This is a genomic window from Rhodanobacter sp. B2A1Ga4 (assembly GCF_018101315.1).
Lineage (GTDB): Bacteria > Pseudomonadota > Gammaproteobacteria > Xanthomonadales > Rhodanobacteraceae > Rhodanobacter > Rhodanobacter thiooxydans_A.
In genome coordinates this window covers 264443-277782 of the sequence record NZ_JADBJR010000003.1, presented here as the reverse complement: position 1 = coordinate 277782, position 13340 = coordinate 264443, and the positions used below count along the sequence as shown (strand labels likewise).

Here is a 13340-nt window from a genome sequence, read left to right as displayed (position 1 = left end):
GTTCCTCCTACAGGCGATAAGCCACCGTCTTCATCACCATCGAGCTGGCGTGCATCAGCTGCGGCAGCGGGAACGGCAGCTGGATGCCGCCTCGTTGCCGTGCGGCCTGCGCGTGGCGGATCTCGTCCGACTGCATCTGTGTCAGCACGGCGCGCGAGCGCTGGTCCTGCACGGGCAGCTTTTCCAGGTGTTCGGCCAGGTGCGCTTCCACCTGGCGCTCGGTTTCCACCACGAAGCCGAGGCTGACCGGGTCGCCGGCCAGCGCGGCGGCGGCACCGATCGCGTAGCTGCCGGCGTACCACAGCGGGTTGAGCAGACTGGGGCGGCTGTCCAGTTGCTGCAGCCGTTCGGCGCACCAGGCCAGGTGATCGGTTTCCTCGACCGCGGCATGCAGCAGGTGCTGGCGGTTGTCGGCGTTGCGCGCCAGTGCGGCCTGGCCGAAGTACAGCGCCTGCGCGCAGACCTCGCCGGTATGGTTGATGCGCATCAAGCCGGCGGCATGGCGGCGCTCGGCCTCGTCGAACTCCGCCTCGGCGAGGCCGGCAGCGGGCGAGGGACGATGGGCGCGGGGCGTGCCGGCGATCGCTTCCAGCGCGCGTTCGCAGCCGGCGAGCAGGCGGTCGAAGGGGCTCAATGTGCGCACGTTCATGGGGTTTCCCGTTGCGATTGTTCGGCCAGCAGGGTCAGGGAGGAACCGGCCGGCAGGCAAAGTCCGCGCTGCACGCACTGGTCGGCCAGTTCGGCGATACGGCCAGCCCACAGGGGGACTTTTCAAGCAGCCTGGTGATCATGCTATCATTGCCAGCTCACAGCTCGCCGACCGGTGGGCTTGCGCCATGGATGACGGCTCCGCTATCATCTCGCGCCTTTGTTCCACCGAAGCATGCTTTCCCGGATCATGCGTACCGCCTCACGGCGGCAGACAGGTATTCTGAAATGAAAACGTTTAGCGCCAATGCCGACAACGTCAAGCGCGACTGGTTCGTGGTCGATGCCACGAACAAGACGCTCGGTCGCCTGTCGACCGAAATCGCCCGTCGTCTGCGCGGCAAGCACAAGCCGGAATACACCCCGCACTGCGATACCGGCGATTATATCGTGGTGATCAACGCGCAGAAGGTGGCCGTCACCGGTGCCAAGCTGGACGACAAGAAGTACCACCGCTTCACCGGCTACGTCGGCAACCTGAAGACCACCAGTCTGAAGGACCTGCTGGCGACCTACCCGGAGCGCGTGATCGAGATCGCCGTCAAGGGCATGCTGCCGAAGAACCCGCTGGGCCGCGAGATGTATCGCAAGCTTAAGGTCTACGGCGGTGCCGAGCATCCGCATACCGCACAGCAGCCGCAGGCGCTGGAGATCTAAGGAAATGAGCATGGCAATCCAGCAGAATTACGGCACCGGCCGCCGCAAGACCTCCGCCGCCCGCGTGTTCCTGCGCAAGGGCAGCGGCGCCATCGAAGTCAACGGCAAGTCGCTCGAGCAGTTCTTCGGTCGCGAGACCTCGTGCATGATCGTGCGCCAGCCGCTCGAACTGACCGAGAGCACCGGCAAGTTCGACATCAAGGTGACGGTCGCCGGCGGCGGCATCACCGGCCAGGCCGGCGCGATCCGCCTGGGCATCGCCCGCGCGCTGATCGAGTACGATGAAAGCCTGAAGTCGCCGCTGCGCAAGGCCGGCTTCGTGACCCGCGACGCCCGCGAGGTCGAGCGCAAGAAGGTCGGTCTGCACAAGGCACGTCGCGCCACGCAGTTCTCCAAGCGCTAAACCAAGCTTCATAGCCCCGTCGCCAAGCGGTAAGGCACCTGACTCTGACTCAGGCATTCGGTGGTTCGAATCCATCCGGGGCTGCCAAATCCAGATGCCGATACCCGCAGTGATGCGTGGTGATCCGGTCGAGAAGCCCGCCTTACGGCGGGCTTTTTCGTTCTACCGAGGGTGCGGTCGGGGACAGGGCGTCACCGCTTTCGAGCCGAAGTGCTGCCGCAGAACAGCAAGATATTGCGTGCAAATTCATGGACTTCGCCCCTTCGGTTTTGCGGTGCACCAGAGTAAAATTTCCGGTTTCACCTCTGCGATGATTTCATGACGCCAGCCACTGACACCCCCGTGGAGCATACCGATGTGCGTACGGTAGGCAGTACGGATGCACTGCCGATTGCGCCCGCACTGGGCCTTTCACTGGATGCCGCGCGGATGCCGCGCAAATCCACCCTGGTCACGCGCCGCATCCTGCTGATCAGCGTACTGGCGGTGATTCTGGGTGTCGTGGCGGCTTATGTCGCGCAACTGTTGATGCTGACGATCAACCTGATCACCGATCTGTGCTTCTACGGTCGGGTATCGGACGTGATCGGCCCGCATGCGCATGCGGGCTCGTTCGTGCTGTCGCCGGCCGACAACCAGCTGGGTGCATGGGTCATCCTGATTCCGGTCATTGGCGGCCTGCTTGCGGGCGTCATGGCACGCTGGGGCTCGCGGGCGATCCAGGGGCACGGCATTCCCGAGGCGATGGAGCAGATCCTCACCAATGAATCCAACATCCCGGCGCGGATCACCTGGTTGAAGCCGCTGTCGTCGGCGTTTGCCATTGGTACCGGCGGCCCGTTCGGTGCCGAGGGGCCGATCATCTCCACCGGCGGCGCCATGGGTTCGCTGATTGGCCAGCTGCTGCGGGTCACTGCGAACGAGCGCAAGGTGTTGCTGGCGGCGGGTGCGGCTGCCGGCATGGCCGCGGTATTCGGGGCGCCGGTGGCGTCGCTGGTGCTGGCGGTGGAATTGCTGTTGTTCGAACTGCGCCCGCGCTCGCTGATTCCGGTGGCTCTGGCTGCGGTGACGGCCGTTGGCGTCCGCTACGCCACCTACGGTTCGGCGCCGGTATTTCCGATGCCTGAAGTGCTGCAGCCGGGTGGCTGGGCCTTGATCAGCTTCGTGCTGATCGGTGGCCTGGTCGGCTTTGCCTCGGTGTGGGTGACCAAGGCCGTGTACGGGGTCGAGGATATGTTCGAGAAGCTGCCGATCCACTGGATGTGGTGGCCGGCGCTCGGAGCACTCGTTGCAGGTGTGGTGGGCTGGATCGAGCCGCGGACCCTGGGCGTGGGCTACGACAACATCGATGCGCTGGTACAGGGTCACTTCGGCCTCACCGTGCTGCTCAGCTTTGGCGCGTTGAAGTTTGTTTCCTGGGTCATCGCGCTGGGCAGTGGTACCTCCGGCGGTACGCTGGCTCCGTTGTTCATGATCGGTGGATCGCTGGGTGCGGTGATCGGCATCGGCATCAATCATCTGGTCCCGGGCCTCAACGTCGATCCGCGTATCGCGGCGCTGGTGGGCATGGCGGCCATTTTTGCCGGCTCCTCGCGCGCCCTGCTGACTGCGGTGGTGTTTGCCTTTGAAACCACGCGTCAGCCCGCGTGCCTGTTGCCCTTGCTTGGAGGCTGCACCGCGGCCTACCTGATCTCGGCCCTGCTCATGCACAACACGATCATGACCGAGAAGATCGCCCGCCGTGGTGTGAAAGTGCCGTCCGAATATGCGGCCGATTACCTGGAGCAGGTGAGCGTGGGCACGGTGTGTTCGCGCAATGTGGTGACCTTGCAGACCACCCAGACGCTGGCGGAAGTACGGCGCTGGCTGGCCGAGGACTCCGCCGACACCCAGCACCGGAGCTATCCGGTCATCGACGAGAAGGGTCACGTGAAGGGCATGCTGCCCCGACGTACCCTGCTCGACCCGCAATGGCATTACACGCTGGCGTTGAGTGAACTGATCACGCAGGCACCGATTGCGGTCGATGAAACCCATTCGCTGCGCGAGGCCGCCGACCACATGGTTGCCGAAAACGTCGGGCGGCTGGCCGTGGTGAGCAAGAGCGATCCGCGCAAGCTGGTGGGCATCGTCACCCGTGGGGATATCCTGGCGTCCCACGCCCAGCGCCTGCGCGAGGCGCGTTTCAAGGGCCGGCACATCAAGCTGGGCAAGTCGAACAAGGCAGCGCCCGCGGCGTAAACATCCGCGGGCGCATTACGCCCGCAGATTCAGGCGTTCTCGCATCAGCAGGATGCGACGGTGGAGATTGATGGCCAGCCCAGGCTGGCACGTTGCATGGCCGGCGCGGCACTCATGCCGCGCGGTACCGGCACTTCACATCTCGCGATCGCCAACCAGCACCACGTCGGCCGGGCGCCGCGCAAACAGGCCGACGGTGACGATGCCGGGCAGCTGGTTCAGTTCACTCTCCAGCGCGGCCGGGTCGACGATCTGCCAGCCGTGCACGTCGATGATCCAGTTGCCGTTGTCAGTGACCACGCCGTCGCGCCATACCGGCTGGCCGCCGCGCTTGATGATTTCGCGGCCGACCAGGCTACGCGCCATCGGGATCACTTCGATCGGCACCGGGAACTTGCCGAGCAGCTTGACCTGTTTGCTGGAGTCGATGATGCAGACGAACTTCTCGCTGGCTGCCGCCACGATCTTCTCGCGCGTCAGCGCCGCACCGCCGCCCTTGATCAGCCGCTTGTGTGGATCGCACTCGTCGGCGCCGTCGACATAGAGCGTCAGCGGGCCGGCGGCGTTGAGGTCGAGCACCGGGATGCCCAGCTTCTTCAGCTGCGCGGTGGACTGCTCCGAGCTGGACACCGCGCCCTGGATGCGGTGCTTCAGGTCGGCCAGCGCGTCGATGAAGAACGCCACAGTGGAGCCGGTGCCGACGCCGACGATGGCGCCGTCCTCGACGTAGCGGATCGCGGCTTCGCCGGCCTGGCGTTTTTCGTTGGCGTTGCTCATCGGTGGATTCCGGTGGAGGGTGGTCGGTTCGCGCTCATTCCAGCGCGAGGATGTGTTTCCAGTATGTCGCCTCGACCGGCATCACCGACAGCCGGTTGCCCTTGCGCAACAGCGGCATGTCGGCGAGGGCAGCGTCGTTTTTCAGTTCGTCCAGGCTGATCGTGCGCTTGAGCTTCTTCACGAACTTCACGTCCACCAGCATCCAGCGCGGGTTGTCGCGCGAGCTGCCGGGGTCGAAGTACTTGCTGTTCGGATCGAACTGGCTGGGATCGGGGTACGCATCCGTGGCCACTGCGGCGATGCCGACGATGCCGGGCACGGCGCAGTTGGAGTGGTAGAAGAACACCGGGTCGCCCACGCGCATGCCGTCGCGCATGTAGTTGCGTGCCTGGTAGTTGCGCACGCCGTCCCAGGCTTCGTGCTTCTTGCGCTTGAGGTCGTCGATCGAGAACGTGTCCGGCTCGGACTTCATCAGCCAGTGGTTCATGCGTTTGCTTCCGGGTGACAGTCGATCAGCTCGCGCTCGCTGGCGATGAAGTCGAGCGGCACGTCCCACACTTCCTCCTCGACCTGCGGCAATTCCTGGAACGCGTAACCGATGCCGACCAGCAGCGGTTCGGTCGGGCGCACCTGCTCGTTGAGGAAGGCGAAGCTGCGGTCGTAGTAGCCGCCGCCATGGCCGAGCCGGTTGCCGCGACGGTCGAAACCGAGCAGCGGCACGAATACCAGGTCGAGCTGGAACGGTTCCAGCAGTTCGCCCGGCGCGACCGGTTCGGGGATGCCGTAGCGGTTCGGCTGCACGTCGTCGCCGGATTGCCAGGGTGCGAAGCGCAGGAGTTTGTCGCGGCCGATCACCGGCAGCAGGAACTGCTGGCCGCGGCCGGCCAGCGGCGCGATCGCCAGGTTCAGCGGCAGCTCGCCATGGCTGGCCCAGTAGCCGGCCACGCGTGCGTCGGTGAGGTATTCGGGGAGTTGTTCAAGGCTGCGGCGCAGGCCCTGCGCGGCGGCGATGCGCTCGGCCGGTGGCAGGGCGCGGCGCTGGTCGGCCAGGCGCTGGCGAAGCTCGCGTCGTCGGGCGGGGGCGTCCACGTTTCGCGCAGCTCCGTCGTAGTTCGCCCCGTTCGTCGCGGGACGAACGGGGCGGGGGAATGAGTGGCGTCAACCGCGATGCCGCTGCCCACCGAACGACCTTGATCCACGATGGATCAGGTGGGAGAGCTACATGGCCTCAAGGCTTTCCGCACGTGGCGGACATGCACAACAGCCGATGTGAAGCCGACCCGGGGCCGTATTTAGGAACAAGGCAAATGTAAGAGTGTGCTGGCGCACATCGCAGAAAACGCCGAGAGCGATTTTAGGCGCTTGATCCCGAATGCGCCACTGTCCGCGGCCAGCCCGGGTTCATGCAGGCAAGCTTGTTCAGCGCTTGACTGGCTCGCTGTCGAGAACGGCATCAAGCTTGCTTCGCAGCGCGGCGAGGCCGTCGCTGAGACGCTGTTCCTGGTTGTCGTGCTGCTTGCGCAGGCTGAGGAATTCGTGTGCCACGCTGATCGCGGCGAGTACCGCCAGCCGCTCGAAACTGGGCGCCTTCGCGTTCGCGCGCAGCTCGCGCATCTTGCGGTCGAGAAAGCCGGCAGCCTCGAGCAGGCCGTCGCGCTCTTCCGGCGCGCAGGCGATCAGGAATTCTCGGTCGATCAGTCGCAGCGCGACCGGTTCACTGCTGGACATGGTTTCTATCAGCCGTTGCTTTCAAGCGATTTGAGCCGCTGGATCATCGCCTCGACGCGGCTGCGGGCCTGCTCGTTGCGGGCCAGCAGGCCGGCGCGTTCGCCGGACAGTTGCTCCTGGCTCTGGCGCAGGCTGCGGTTTTCCTCGGTGAGCCGGCGCACCGTATCGAGCAGCCGGTCAAGCTGCCGGGCCAGGGAGGCCAACTCCTGATGGACCGGATCGGGCTGGAGGGGATCGGGCGTACTCATGCCCGAAACTATAACAGGACGCCGGCGGAAATCAGCCGGCGCGGAGGTGGGGCCGGGCTGCATTAAACTGGCGGCCATTCCCAGCAGGAGCAACGCCATGACGGCACCCGGACTCGTGGGTCACGACGATATCGACGCGCTGGTCAGGCGCCTGCGCCTGGGCACCGAGGCCAGCGAACTGCATGGCTCGCTGTGCGGCTACCTGGCCGGCGGCGGCTCGCTGCGCGGCAGCTCGGTGCTGGCCGCGCTGCAGCTCGATGGCGAGGCGACCGACGCCGATGCGGACGACCTGGCCCTGCTGGCCCGGCTGGCCCGGCAGAGCGAAACCGAACTGGCCGACCCCGAGCTGGGCTTCGAGCCGCTGCTGCCGGAGGATGACCGTCCGCTGGAGCAGCGCGCCGAGGCGATGGTCGACTGGTGCCGCGGCTTCCTCGGCGGCTTCGGCCTGGCCGGCACGGCGGCGCATGCGCAGTTGTCGGACGAGGCGCAGGAGGTGCTGCGCGATCTCGGTACGATCGCCGCCTCGTCGTTCGATTTCGGCAGCGAGGACGAAGACGAGGACGCGCTGATCGAGGTGCAGGAGTTCGTGCGCGTCGCCGCGATGCTGCTGTACACCGAGTGCGCCGCGCCCGATCCGTCCGCCAGCGGCACCGTGCATTGATCCCGAGCGCGCCGAAACTGGCCGCGCTGGCGATCGGCCCGGACGAATTCGCGCGACGCCGGCGCCAGCTGATGCAGATGGCGGGCGAGGAGGCGGTGCTGCTGGTCGCCGCCGCGCCCGAGCGCATGCGCAATGCCGACGCGGCGTGGCCGTACCGGCAGGATTCGGACTTCCATTACCTGGCCGGCTTCCCCGAATCCGACGCGGTGCTGGCGCTGTTGCCGGGGCGCCGGCACGGCGAGGCGGTGCTGTTCTGCCGCGAACACGATCCCGAGCGTGAACGCTGGCACGGCCAGTCGATCGGCGCCGAGCAGGCGGTGGCCGCCTACGGCATGGACGACGCGTTTCCGATCGAGGATATCGACGACATCCTGCCCGGCATGATCGAGGGTCGCGGCCGGGTGTACTGCCATTTCGGCCGTGAGCCGGAGTTCGACGCGCAACTGCTCGGCTGGATGCGCCGCCTGCGCCAGTTGCGCGGCGGCGGTGTGGTGCCGAAGGAATTCGTGGCGCTCGGCCACCTGCTGCACGATCTGCGCCTGTACAAGTCGCGTGCCGAGCTGAAGCTGATGCGCGCGTCCGCGTCGATCGCGGTGGACGCGCACCTGGCCGCCATGCGGATCGCCGCGCCCGGTCGCCACGAATACGAGGTGGAAGCCGAGCTGTTGCGCGTGGTGCGCAGCCGCGGCGCGGTGCCGGCATTTTCGCCGACCGTCGCCGGTGGCGCGAATGCCTGCGTGATGCACTACCAGAGCAACCGCGCGGCGTTGCGCGACGGCGAGCTGCTGCTGATCGACGCCGGCGCCGAACTGGACTGCTATGCGTCCGACATCAGCCGCACGTTCCCGGTCAACGGCCGTTACAGCCGCGAGCAGCGCGCGCTGTACGAAGTGGTGCTGGCCGCGCAGCTGGCGGCGATCGACGAGGTGCGTCCGGGGCGGCCGTTCGGCGCCGCGCACACGGCGGCGGTGCGCGTGCTGGCCGAAGGCCTGTGCGAACTGGGCCTGCTCAAGGGCGATGCCGACACGGCGATCGCCGACGGCAGCTACCGGCGCTATTTTCCGGCCAAGACCGGCCACTGGCTGGGGCTGGACGTGCACGACGTGGGCGATTACCGGGTCGACGGCGAATCGCGCCTGCTCGAACCGGACATGGTGCTGACGGTGGAGCCGGGTTTGTACGTGCCGCCGGACGACCGCTCGGTGGCCGAGCGCTGGCGCGGCATCGGCATCCGCATCGAGGACGACGTGGCGGTGACCCGCGACGGCAACGAGGTGCTGACTGCCGCCGTGCCGAAAGAGGCCGAGGCGATCGAGGCGTTGCTGGCCCGGCGCTAAGTCAGTTCGTCCGGCAATGCCGAGTCGTCACGCAGCCGGTTCGCCTCGTCGGTGGCATGCACTTCGTACCACATCGCGTTGAGGATCGCGAAGGCGCAGGCCAGGCCCAGCCCGAGGATCCATGAGAAATACCACATCGGTCCGCACTCCCTTCAATAACCGCCGTGCGCCTTGCGCACCTGCTCCAGCGTGACCCGTCCGCGCATCACCCGGTATACCCAACTGGTGTAGAGGATGACGATCGGCAGCAGCATGAGGGTGGCCAGCAGCATCAGCTGCAGCGTGCCGCGACTCGACGAGGCATCCCACACGGTAAGGCTGGAACGCGGGTCGAGGCTGGACGGCAGCAGGAACGGGAACAGCGCGAAGCCGGCCGAGGCGATCGTGCTGCCGACCATCAGGCTGCTGGCGATGAAGCCGGCCACGCTGCGCCGGCCGACCAGCGCCTGCACGCCGACCGCCGAGGCCAGCGCCAGCAGCGGCGCGGCCCAGAACCACGGATATTGCATGTAGCCGGCAAACCAGCTGCTGCCGAGGGCGACCTGCTTGTACAACGGATTGGAAACGCCATCAGCGAGCACCGGGCCGACGATCGCGTAGCCGGGGATGCCCCAGGCCAGCCACACGCCGGCCAGCACATACAGCACGGCAAACACCAGGGTTGCCCAGCGCGCGATCGCCACCGCGCGCACGGCGATGGCGTGGTCGGCCTTCAGCGCAGCGAAGCAGGCGCCGTGCGCCAGCAACATGCCCAGCGAGACCAGGCCGCACAGCAACGCGAACGGATGCAGCAGGTCGAGGAAGCCGCCGTGCCAGCTCATGCGCAGGTCGTCGTCGAAGCGGAATGGCAGGCCGAGGAACAGGTTGCCGAACGCGACGCCGGCCAGCAGCATCACCGCCAGCCCGGAGCCGGTCAGCACCCAGTCCCACAACGAGGCCCAGCGCGAGTCGTGGATCTTGCCGCGGAAGTTGAAGCCGACCGGACGCAGGATCAGCGCCAGCAACACCAGCGCAATCGCCATGTACATGCCGGAAAACGACACCGCGTAGAGCATCGGCCACGCCGCGAAGGTGGCGCCGCCGGCCAGGATGAACCACACCTGGTTGCCCTCCCAGGTGGGCTCGATGCCTTCCAGCAGCACCTTGCGTTCCTCGTTGTCGCGTCCCAGCACCTTGAGCAGGCCGGCGACGCCGAAGTCGAAGCCATCCATGATCGCGAAGCCGATCAGCAGCGTGCCGAGCAAGGCCCACCAGATCATCCGCAGCGTGGCGTAGTCGAGCATGGCGATGTCCTCAGTGCTGGCCGGATGGGATGGCGGCAAGCGCCGGCGGCCAGATGCCCAGCCCGTCCGGCCCCTTGCGCACGAACTTCAGCATCAGGAACACGTCGACGATCGCCAACGCGGTGTAGAAAAACACGAAGCCGCCGAGCGAAGTCAGCACCTGGCCGGCGCTCACCGACGATACGCCCAGCGCCGTCGGCAGCACGCCGTCGATTGCCCACGGCTGGCGGCCGTACTCGGCCACGATCCAGCCCAGTTCAATCGCGATCCACGGCAGCGGCAGGCTCCACAGCGCCAGGCGCAGGTACCAGCGACGGCTGTCCAGCGTGCGCGTGCTGGCCTTCCAGAACGAGAACGCAAACAGTGCGATGAAATAGAAGCCGCAGCCGACCATGACGCGGAATGCCCAGAACAGCACCGGCACGTTCGGAATGGTGCTGTCGGCAGCCTTCTGGATGTCCGCCGGCGTTGCCTGGCGCGGATCGTCCACGTACTTCTTCAGCAGCAGCGCATAACCCAGGTCCTTGTCGTGCGCGGCCAGCGTGGCCCTGGCCTGCACGTTGTCCTTGTCCTGGCGCAGCATCAGCATCGCGTCGTAGGCCTGGATGCCGTTGCCGATGCGACCCTTGGCGGCATCCACCAGTTCGGCGATGCCGGGCATCGTTTCGTCGAGCGAACGGGTGCCGATCAGACCCATCACCCAGGGAATCTTCACCGCGAAGTGGGTGGTGCGCTGCTGTACGTCCGGGATGCCGAGCAGGGTGAACGAGGCCGGTGCCGGCTCGGTGTGCCACATCGCCTCGATCGCCGCCATCTTCATCTTCTGGTTCAGCGACACGGTGTAGCCGGACGCGTCACCCAGCACCACCACCGACAACGCCGCCGCCAGCCCGAAGCTCGCCGCCACCGTCATCGAGCGCCTGGCGAAATCCACGTTGCGTCCGCGCAGCAGGTACCAGGCGCTGATCGACAGCACGAACATCGCCCCCAGCACGTAGCCGGCGCTCACCGTGTGCACGAACTTCTCCTGCGCCACCGGATTGAAGAACACCTCGGAGAACGAGGTCACTTCCATGCGCATCGTGTCCGGGTTGAACGCGGAACCGACCGGATGCTGCATCCACGCGTTCGCCACCAGGATCCACAGCGCCGACAGGCTGGTGCCCAGCGCCAGGAACCACGTCACCAGCAGGTGCTTGATGCGCGAGATGCGATCCCAGCCCATGAAGAACACGCCGACCAGGGTGGCTTCGAGGAAGAACGCCATCAGTCCCTCGATCGCCAGCGGCGCGCCGAAAATGTCGCCGACGTAATGCGAGTAGTACGCCCAGTTCATGCCGAACTGGAATTCCATGGTCACCCCGGTGGCCACGCCCATCGCGAAATTGATGCCGAACAGCACGCCCCAGAACTGCACCATGCGCTTCCACACCTCGCGCCCGGTCATCACATAGACGCTCTCCATGATCGCCAGCATCCACACCAGCCCCAGCGTCAGTGGCACGAACAGGAAGTGATACAGCGCAGTCAGCGCAAACTGCAGGCGCGACAGCGTGACGACGTCGGCGTCGATCAGCATCATGGCTGGGTTTCCGATGGCGCGTGGGCGGTGGGGGCCAGCCGCTGTGCGATCGCAGCCGGGCTGACGTCGGGTTTCGGCTGCGGCGCGAACACCACCCACCAGATCAGCGTGAGCGCCGCGATCTTCAGCGCGACGATACCGAACAGCTCAAGCGTCAGCCGCCGCAGTGGCCGCGGCGGCTTATCGAAGGTCCCGGCGGAAGTGCTGGAAACCGGAGAACTGGACATGCGCCGAATCCGTGCATTATCTGCCCGTCAGCATACGCCGCAGGGATGTTTCGGCCATGTGGACGAATGTCGCAGCAGTGAGTTACAGCATGCCGAACGCGTCCCGCGTGAGGTTTTCCGGTGCGCCGTCGGTGCACACCACGTCGTCCTCGATGCGGATGCCGCCGTACTGGCGGAAGTGGTCGACCCTAGCCCAGTCGATGTCGGCGGCGACCGGCTTGTCGCGCAGTTCGGCCAGCAGCATGTCGATGAAATACAGGCCGGGTTCGATCGTCACCACCATGTCTGCTTCCAGCACGCGGGTCATGCGCAGGTACGGATGGCCGTCCGGGCGGGCGATGCTGCCGCCGTGTTCGCTCTGCTGGAAGCCGGCGACGTCGTGCACCTGCAGGCCGATCGGGTGGCCCAAGCCGTGCGGGAAGAACGCGCTGCTGACGCCGGACTCGACCGCGCTTTCCGCGCTCATGCGGATGAAGCCGTGCTCGCGCAGCACGCCGGCCACCACGTGGTGGGCGTGGATGTGCAGCTCGGGGTAGCTCTGCCCGGCGCGCACTTTCGCCACGAAACCCTGCTGGGCGGCGTCTACGCTGTCGATCAGTGCCTGGAACTCGGCGGCCTGCGGAGTGGCGTAGGTGCGCGTGATGTCGCTGGCGTAGCCGGCGGCGCTGGCGCCGGCGTCGATCAGGAACGAGCGGTGGTGTGCCGGCGGCGCGCGGTCGAAGTGCGTGTAGTGCAGTACCGCGCCGTGTTCGTTCAGCGCCACGATGCTGGCGTAGGGCAGTTCGGCGTCGATCTGTTTCGCGGCGGCCAGGTAGGCCAGGTGGATGCCGAACTCGCTCTCGCCGGCGCGGAACGCGGCCGCGGCGGCGCGGTGGGCGCGCGTGCCGATGCGGCTGGCTTCACGCATCAGTGCCAGTTCGTAGGGCGTCTTGTACGAACGATGCCAGTGCAGGTAATCGAGCACGGTCGGCGGATTGTTTGCCTCGACGCCATCGACGGTGGGGCAGGCAGCAGCGATCACCGCACGCTTGCCGGCCGGCAGCTGCGCGACGGCTTCCGCCGCGCTGCGCACGATCACGATGTCGAAATGTTCGACCCAGTAGCCGTGCGGCGCCTCGGGCACCACATGCCAGTAATCGCGTGGCTGCACGAAGATCAGCTTCGGCTTGCTGCCCGGGGTGTACGCGATCCAGCTGCCCGGCGCATCGGTCAGCGGCAGCCAGTGCCTGAAATGCGGATGGGCGATGAACGGGTAGTCCTGGTCGTCGAGGAACTTGCGCGGCGGCGTGCCGGCGGCGACCAGCAGGTGGTCGAAGCCGCCCAGCGCGAGCGCTTTGTCGGCGCGTTCGCGCACGCTGGCCAGGTGGTGTGGATACAGCCGGGCGAGTTGGTCGTGCATGGGGACTCCTGCGGCACCGGTCGGCCGAATCACTGCGTGCGCGGCGGCATGCAGGGCGGGGACCGCTGGTGGTGAACTGGGGAGGGAAG

General features: G+C 66.7%; 16 protein-coding genes, 1 tRNA gene and 1 other RNA gene. 6 read left to right on the top strand and 12 right to left on the bottom strand.

Features of this window, described 5'->3' with window-relative positions; all coding sequences use genetic code 11:
* Nucleotides 1–7: 7 nt before the first annotated feature.
* A complete protein-coding gene (gene coq7 / locus IMW82_RS12155; RefSeq protein ID WP_211004621.1) occupies nucleotides 8–649 on the bottom strand; it encodes a 2-polyprenyl-3-methyl-6-methoxy-1,4-benzoquinone monooxygenase in 642 nt (213 codons plus the stop codon).
* Between the two features lie 287 nt (nucleotides 650–936).
* Here coq7 and rplM point away from each other — a divergent pair, with 287 nt between their 5' ends.
* From rplM to IMW82_RS12135, 4 genes are all read left to right on the top strand, one after another.
* The gene (gene rplM, locus IMW82_RS12150; RefSeq protein WP_108472001.1) at nucleotides 937–1365 is read left to right on the top strand and encodes a 50S ribosomal protein L13; all 429 of its coding nucleotides are present in this window, start codon (nucleotides 937–939) and stop codon (nucleotides 1363–1365) included.
* Between the two features lie 10 nt (nucleotides 1366–1375).
* Nucleotides 1376–1768: a 30S ribosomal protein S9 gene (gene rpsI / locus IMW82_RS12145; RefSeq protein ID WP_108472017.1), complete on the top strand. Its 393-nt coding sequence runs from the start codon at nucleotides 1376–1378 to the stop codon at nucleotides 1766–1768.
* A gap of 12 nt (nucleotides 1769–1780) precedes the next feature.
* Nucleotides 1781–1855, top strand: a tRNA-Gln gene (locus IMW82_RS12140).
* A 231-nt stretch (nucleotides 1856–2086) separates the two neighbouring features.
* Complete coding sequence (locus tag IMW82_RS12135; RefSeq protein ID WP_211004620.1) at nucleotides 2087–4009, top strand: chloride channel protein; 1923 nt, start codon at nucleotides 2087–2089, stop codon at nucleotides 4007–4009.
* A 135-nt stretch (nucleotides 4010–4144) separates the two neighbouring features.
* Here the strand turns inward: IMW82_RS12135 and rpiA are convergent, their stop codons facing one another.
* The 6 genes from rpiA to IMW82_RS12105 form a co-directional block, all read right to left on the bottom strand.
* Nucleotides 4145–4786, bottom strand: coding sequence for a ribose-5-phosphate isomerase RpiA (gene rpiA, locus IMW82_RS12130; protein ID WP_211004619.1), 642 nt, complete (start codon nucleotides 4784–4786; stop codon nucleotides 4145–4147).
* A 34-nt stretch (nucleotides 4787–4820) separates the two neighbouring features.
* Nucleotides 4821–5273, bottom strand: coding sequence for an EVE domain-containing protein (locus IMW82_RS12125; RefSeq protein WP_211004618.1), 453 nt, complete (start codon nucleotides 5271–5273; stop codon nucleotides 4821–4823).
* Nucleotides 5270–5875 carry a 5-formyltetrahydrofolate cyclo-ligase gene (locus tag IMW82_RS12120; RefSeq protein WP_211004617.1) on the bottom strand — a complete coding sequence of 202 codons (606 nt, stop codon included), beginning with the start codon at nucleotides 5873–5875 and terminating at the stop codon, nucleotides 5270–5272. Before IMW82_RS12120 ends, IMW82_RS12125 begins: the two co-directional genes overlap by 4 nt.
* Nucleotides 5876–5941: 66 nt before the next feature.
* A non-coding RNA gene (gene ssrS / locus IMW82_RS12115) (6S RNA) lies at nucleotides 5942–6128 on the bottom strand.
* A 77-nt stretch (nucleotides 6129–6205) separates the two neighbouring features.
* Nucleotides 6206–6514, bottom strand: coding sequence for a cell division protein ZapA (locus IMW82_RS12110; RefSeq protein WP_108471996.1), 309 nt, complete (start codon nucleotides 6512–6514; stop codon nucleotides 6206–6208).
* 8 nt (nucleotides 6515–6522) lie between these two features.
* Entirely contained in the window at nucleotides 6523–6762 is a 240-nt protein-coding gene (locus tag IMW82_RS12105) for a TIGR02449 family protein (RefSeq protein ID WP_108471995.1), read from the bottom strand.
* Between the two features lie 97 nt (nucleotides 6763–6859).
* Here IMW82_RS12105 and IMW82_RS12100 point away from each other — a divergent pair, with 97 nt between their 5' ends.
* Together IMW82_RS12100 and IMW82_RS12095 are read left to right on the top strand one after the other, a co-directional pair.
* Nucleotides 6860–7423 carry a UPF0149 family protein gene (locus IMW82_RS12100; protein WP_211004616.1) on the top strand — a complete coding sequence of 188 codons (564 nt, stop codon included), beginning with the start codon at nucleotides 6860–6862 and terminating at the stop codon, nucleotides 7421–7423.
* Complete coding sequence (locus tag IMW82_RS12095) at nucleotides 7420–8760, top strand: aminopeptidase P N-terminal domain-containing protein (protein ID WP_211004615.1); 1341 nt, start codon at nucleotides 7420–7422, stop codon at nucleotides 8758–8760. Before IMW82_RS12100 ends, IMW82_RS12095 begins: the two co-directional genes overlap by 4 nt.
* Here the strand turns inward: IMW82_RS12095 and cydX are convergent.
* The 5 genes from cydX to pepQ all read right to left on the bottom strand — a co-directional run bounded on the left by cydX (nucleotide 8757) and on the right by pepQ (nucleotide 13251).
* Nucleotides 8757–8897, bottom strand: a complete 141-nt coding sequence (gene cydX, locus IMW82_RS12090) for a cytochrome bd-I oxidase subunit CydX (protein WP_211004614.1) — start codon at nucleotides 8895–8897, stop codon at nucleotides 8757–8759. The two genes, IMW82_RS12095 and cydX, sit on opposite strands and share 4 nt — an antisense overlap.
* Before the next feature lie 15 nt (nucleotides 8898–8912).
* Complete coding sequence (gene cydB, locus IMW82_RS12085; protein ID WP_211004613.1) at nucleotides 8913–10043, bottom strand: cytochrome d ubiquinol oxidase subunit II; 1131 nt, start codon at nucleotides 10041–10043, stop codon at nucleotides 8913–8915.
* A 10-nt stretch (nucleotides 10044–10053) separates the two neighbouring features.
* Nucleotides 10054–11625, bottom strand: coding sequence for a cytochrome ubiquinol oxidase subunit I (locus tag IMW82_RS12080; RefSeq protein ID WP_211004612.1), 1572 nt, complete (start codon nucleotides 11623–11625; stop codon nucleotides 10054–10056).
* Nucleotides 11622–11852 carry a cytochrome oxidase putative small subunit CydP gene (gene cydP, locus IMW82_RS12075; RefSeq protein WP_211004611.1) on the bottom strand — a complete coding sequence of 77 codons (231 nt, stop codon included), beginning with the start codon at nucleotides 11850–11852 and terminating at the stop codon, nucleotides 11622–11624. The genes IMW82_RS12080 and cydP overlap by 4 nt, the downstream gene beginning before the upstream one ends.
* Nucleotides 11853–11934: 82 nt before the next feature.
* On the bottom strand, nucleotides 11935–13251 hold the full coding sequence (gene pepQ / locus IMW82_RS12070; RefSeq protein WP_211004610.1) for a Xaa-Pro dipeptidase: 1317 nt from the start codon (nucleotides 13249–13251) through the stop codon (nucleotides 11935–11937).
* Nucleotides 13252–13340: the final 89 nt, after the last annotated feature.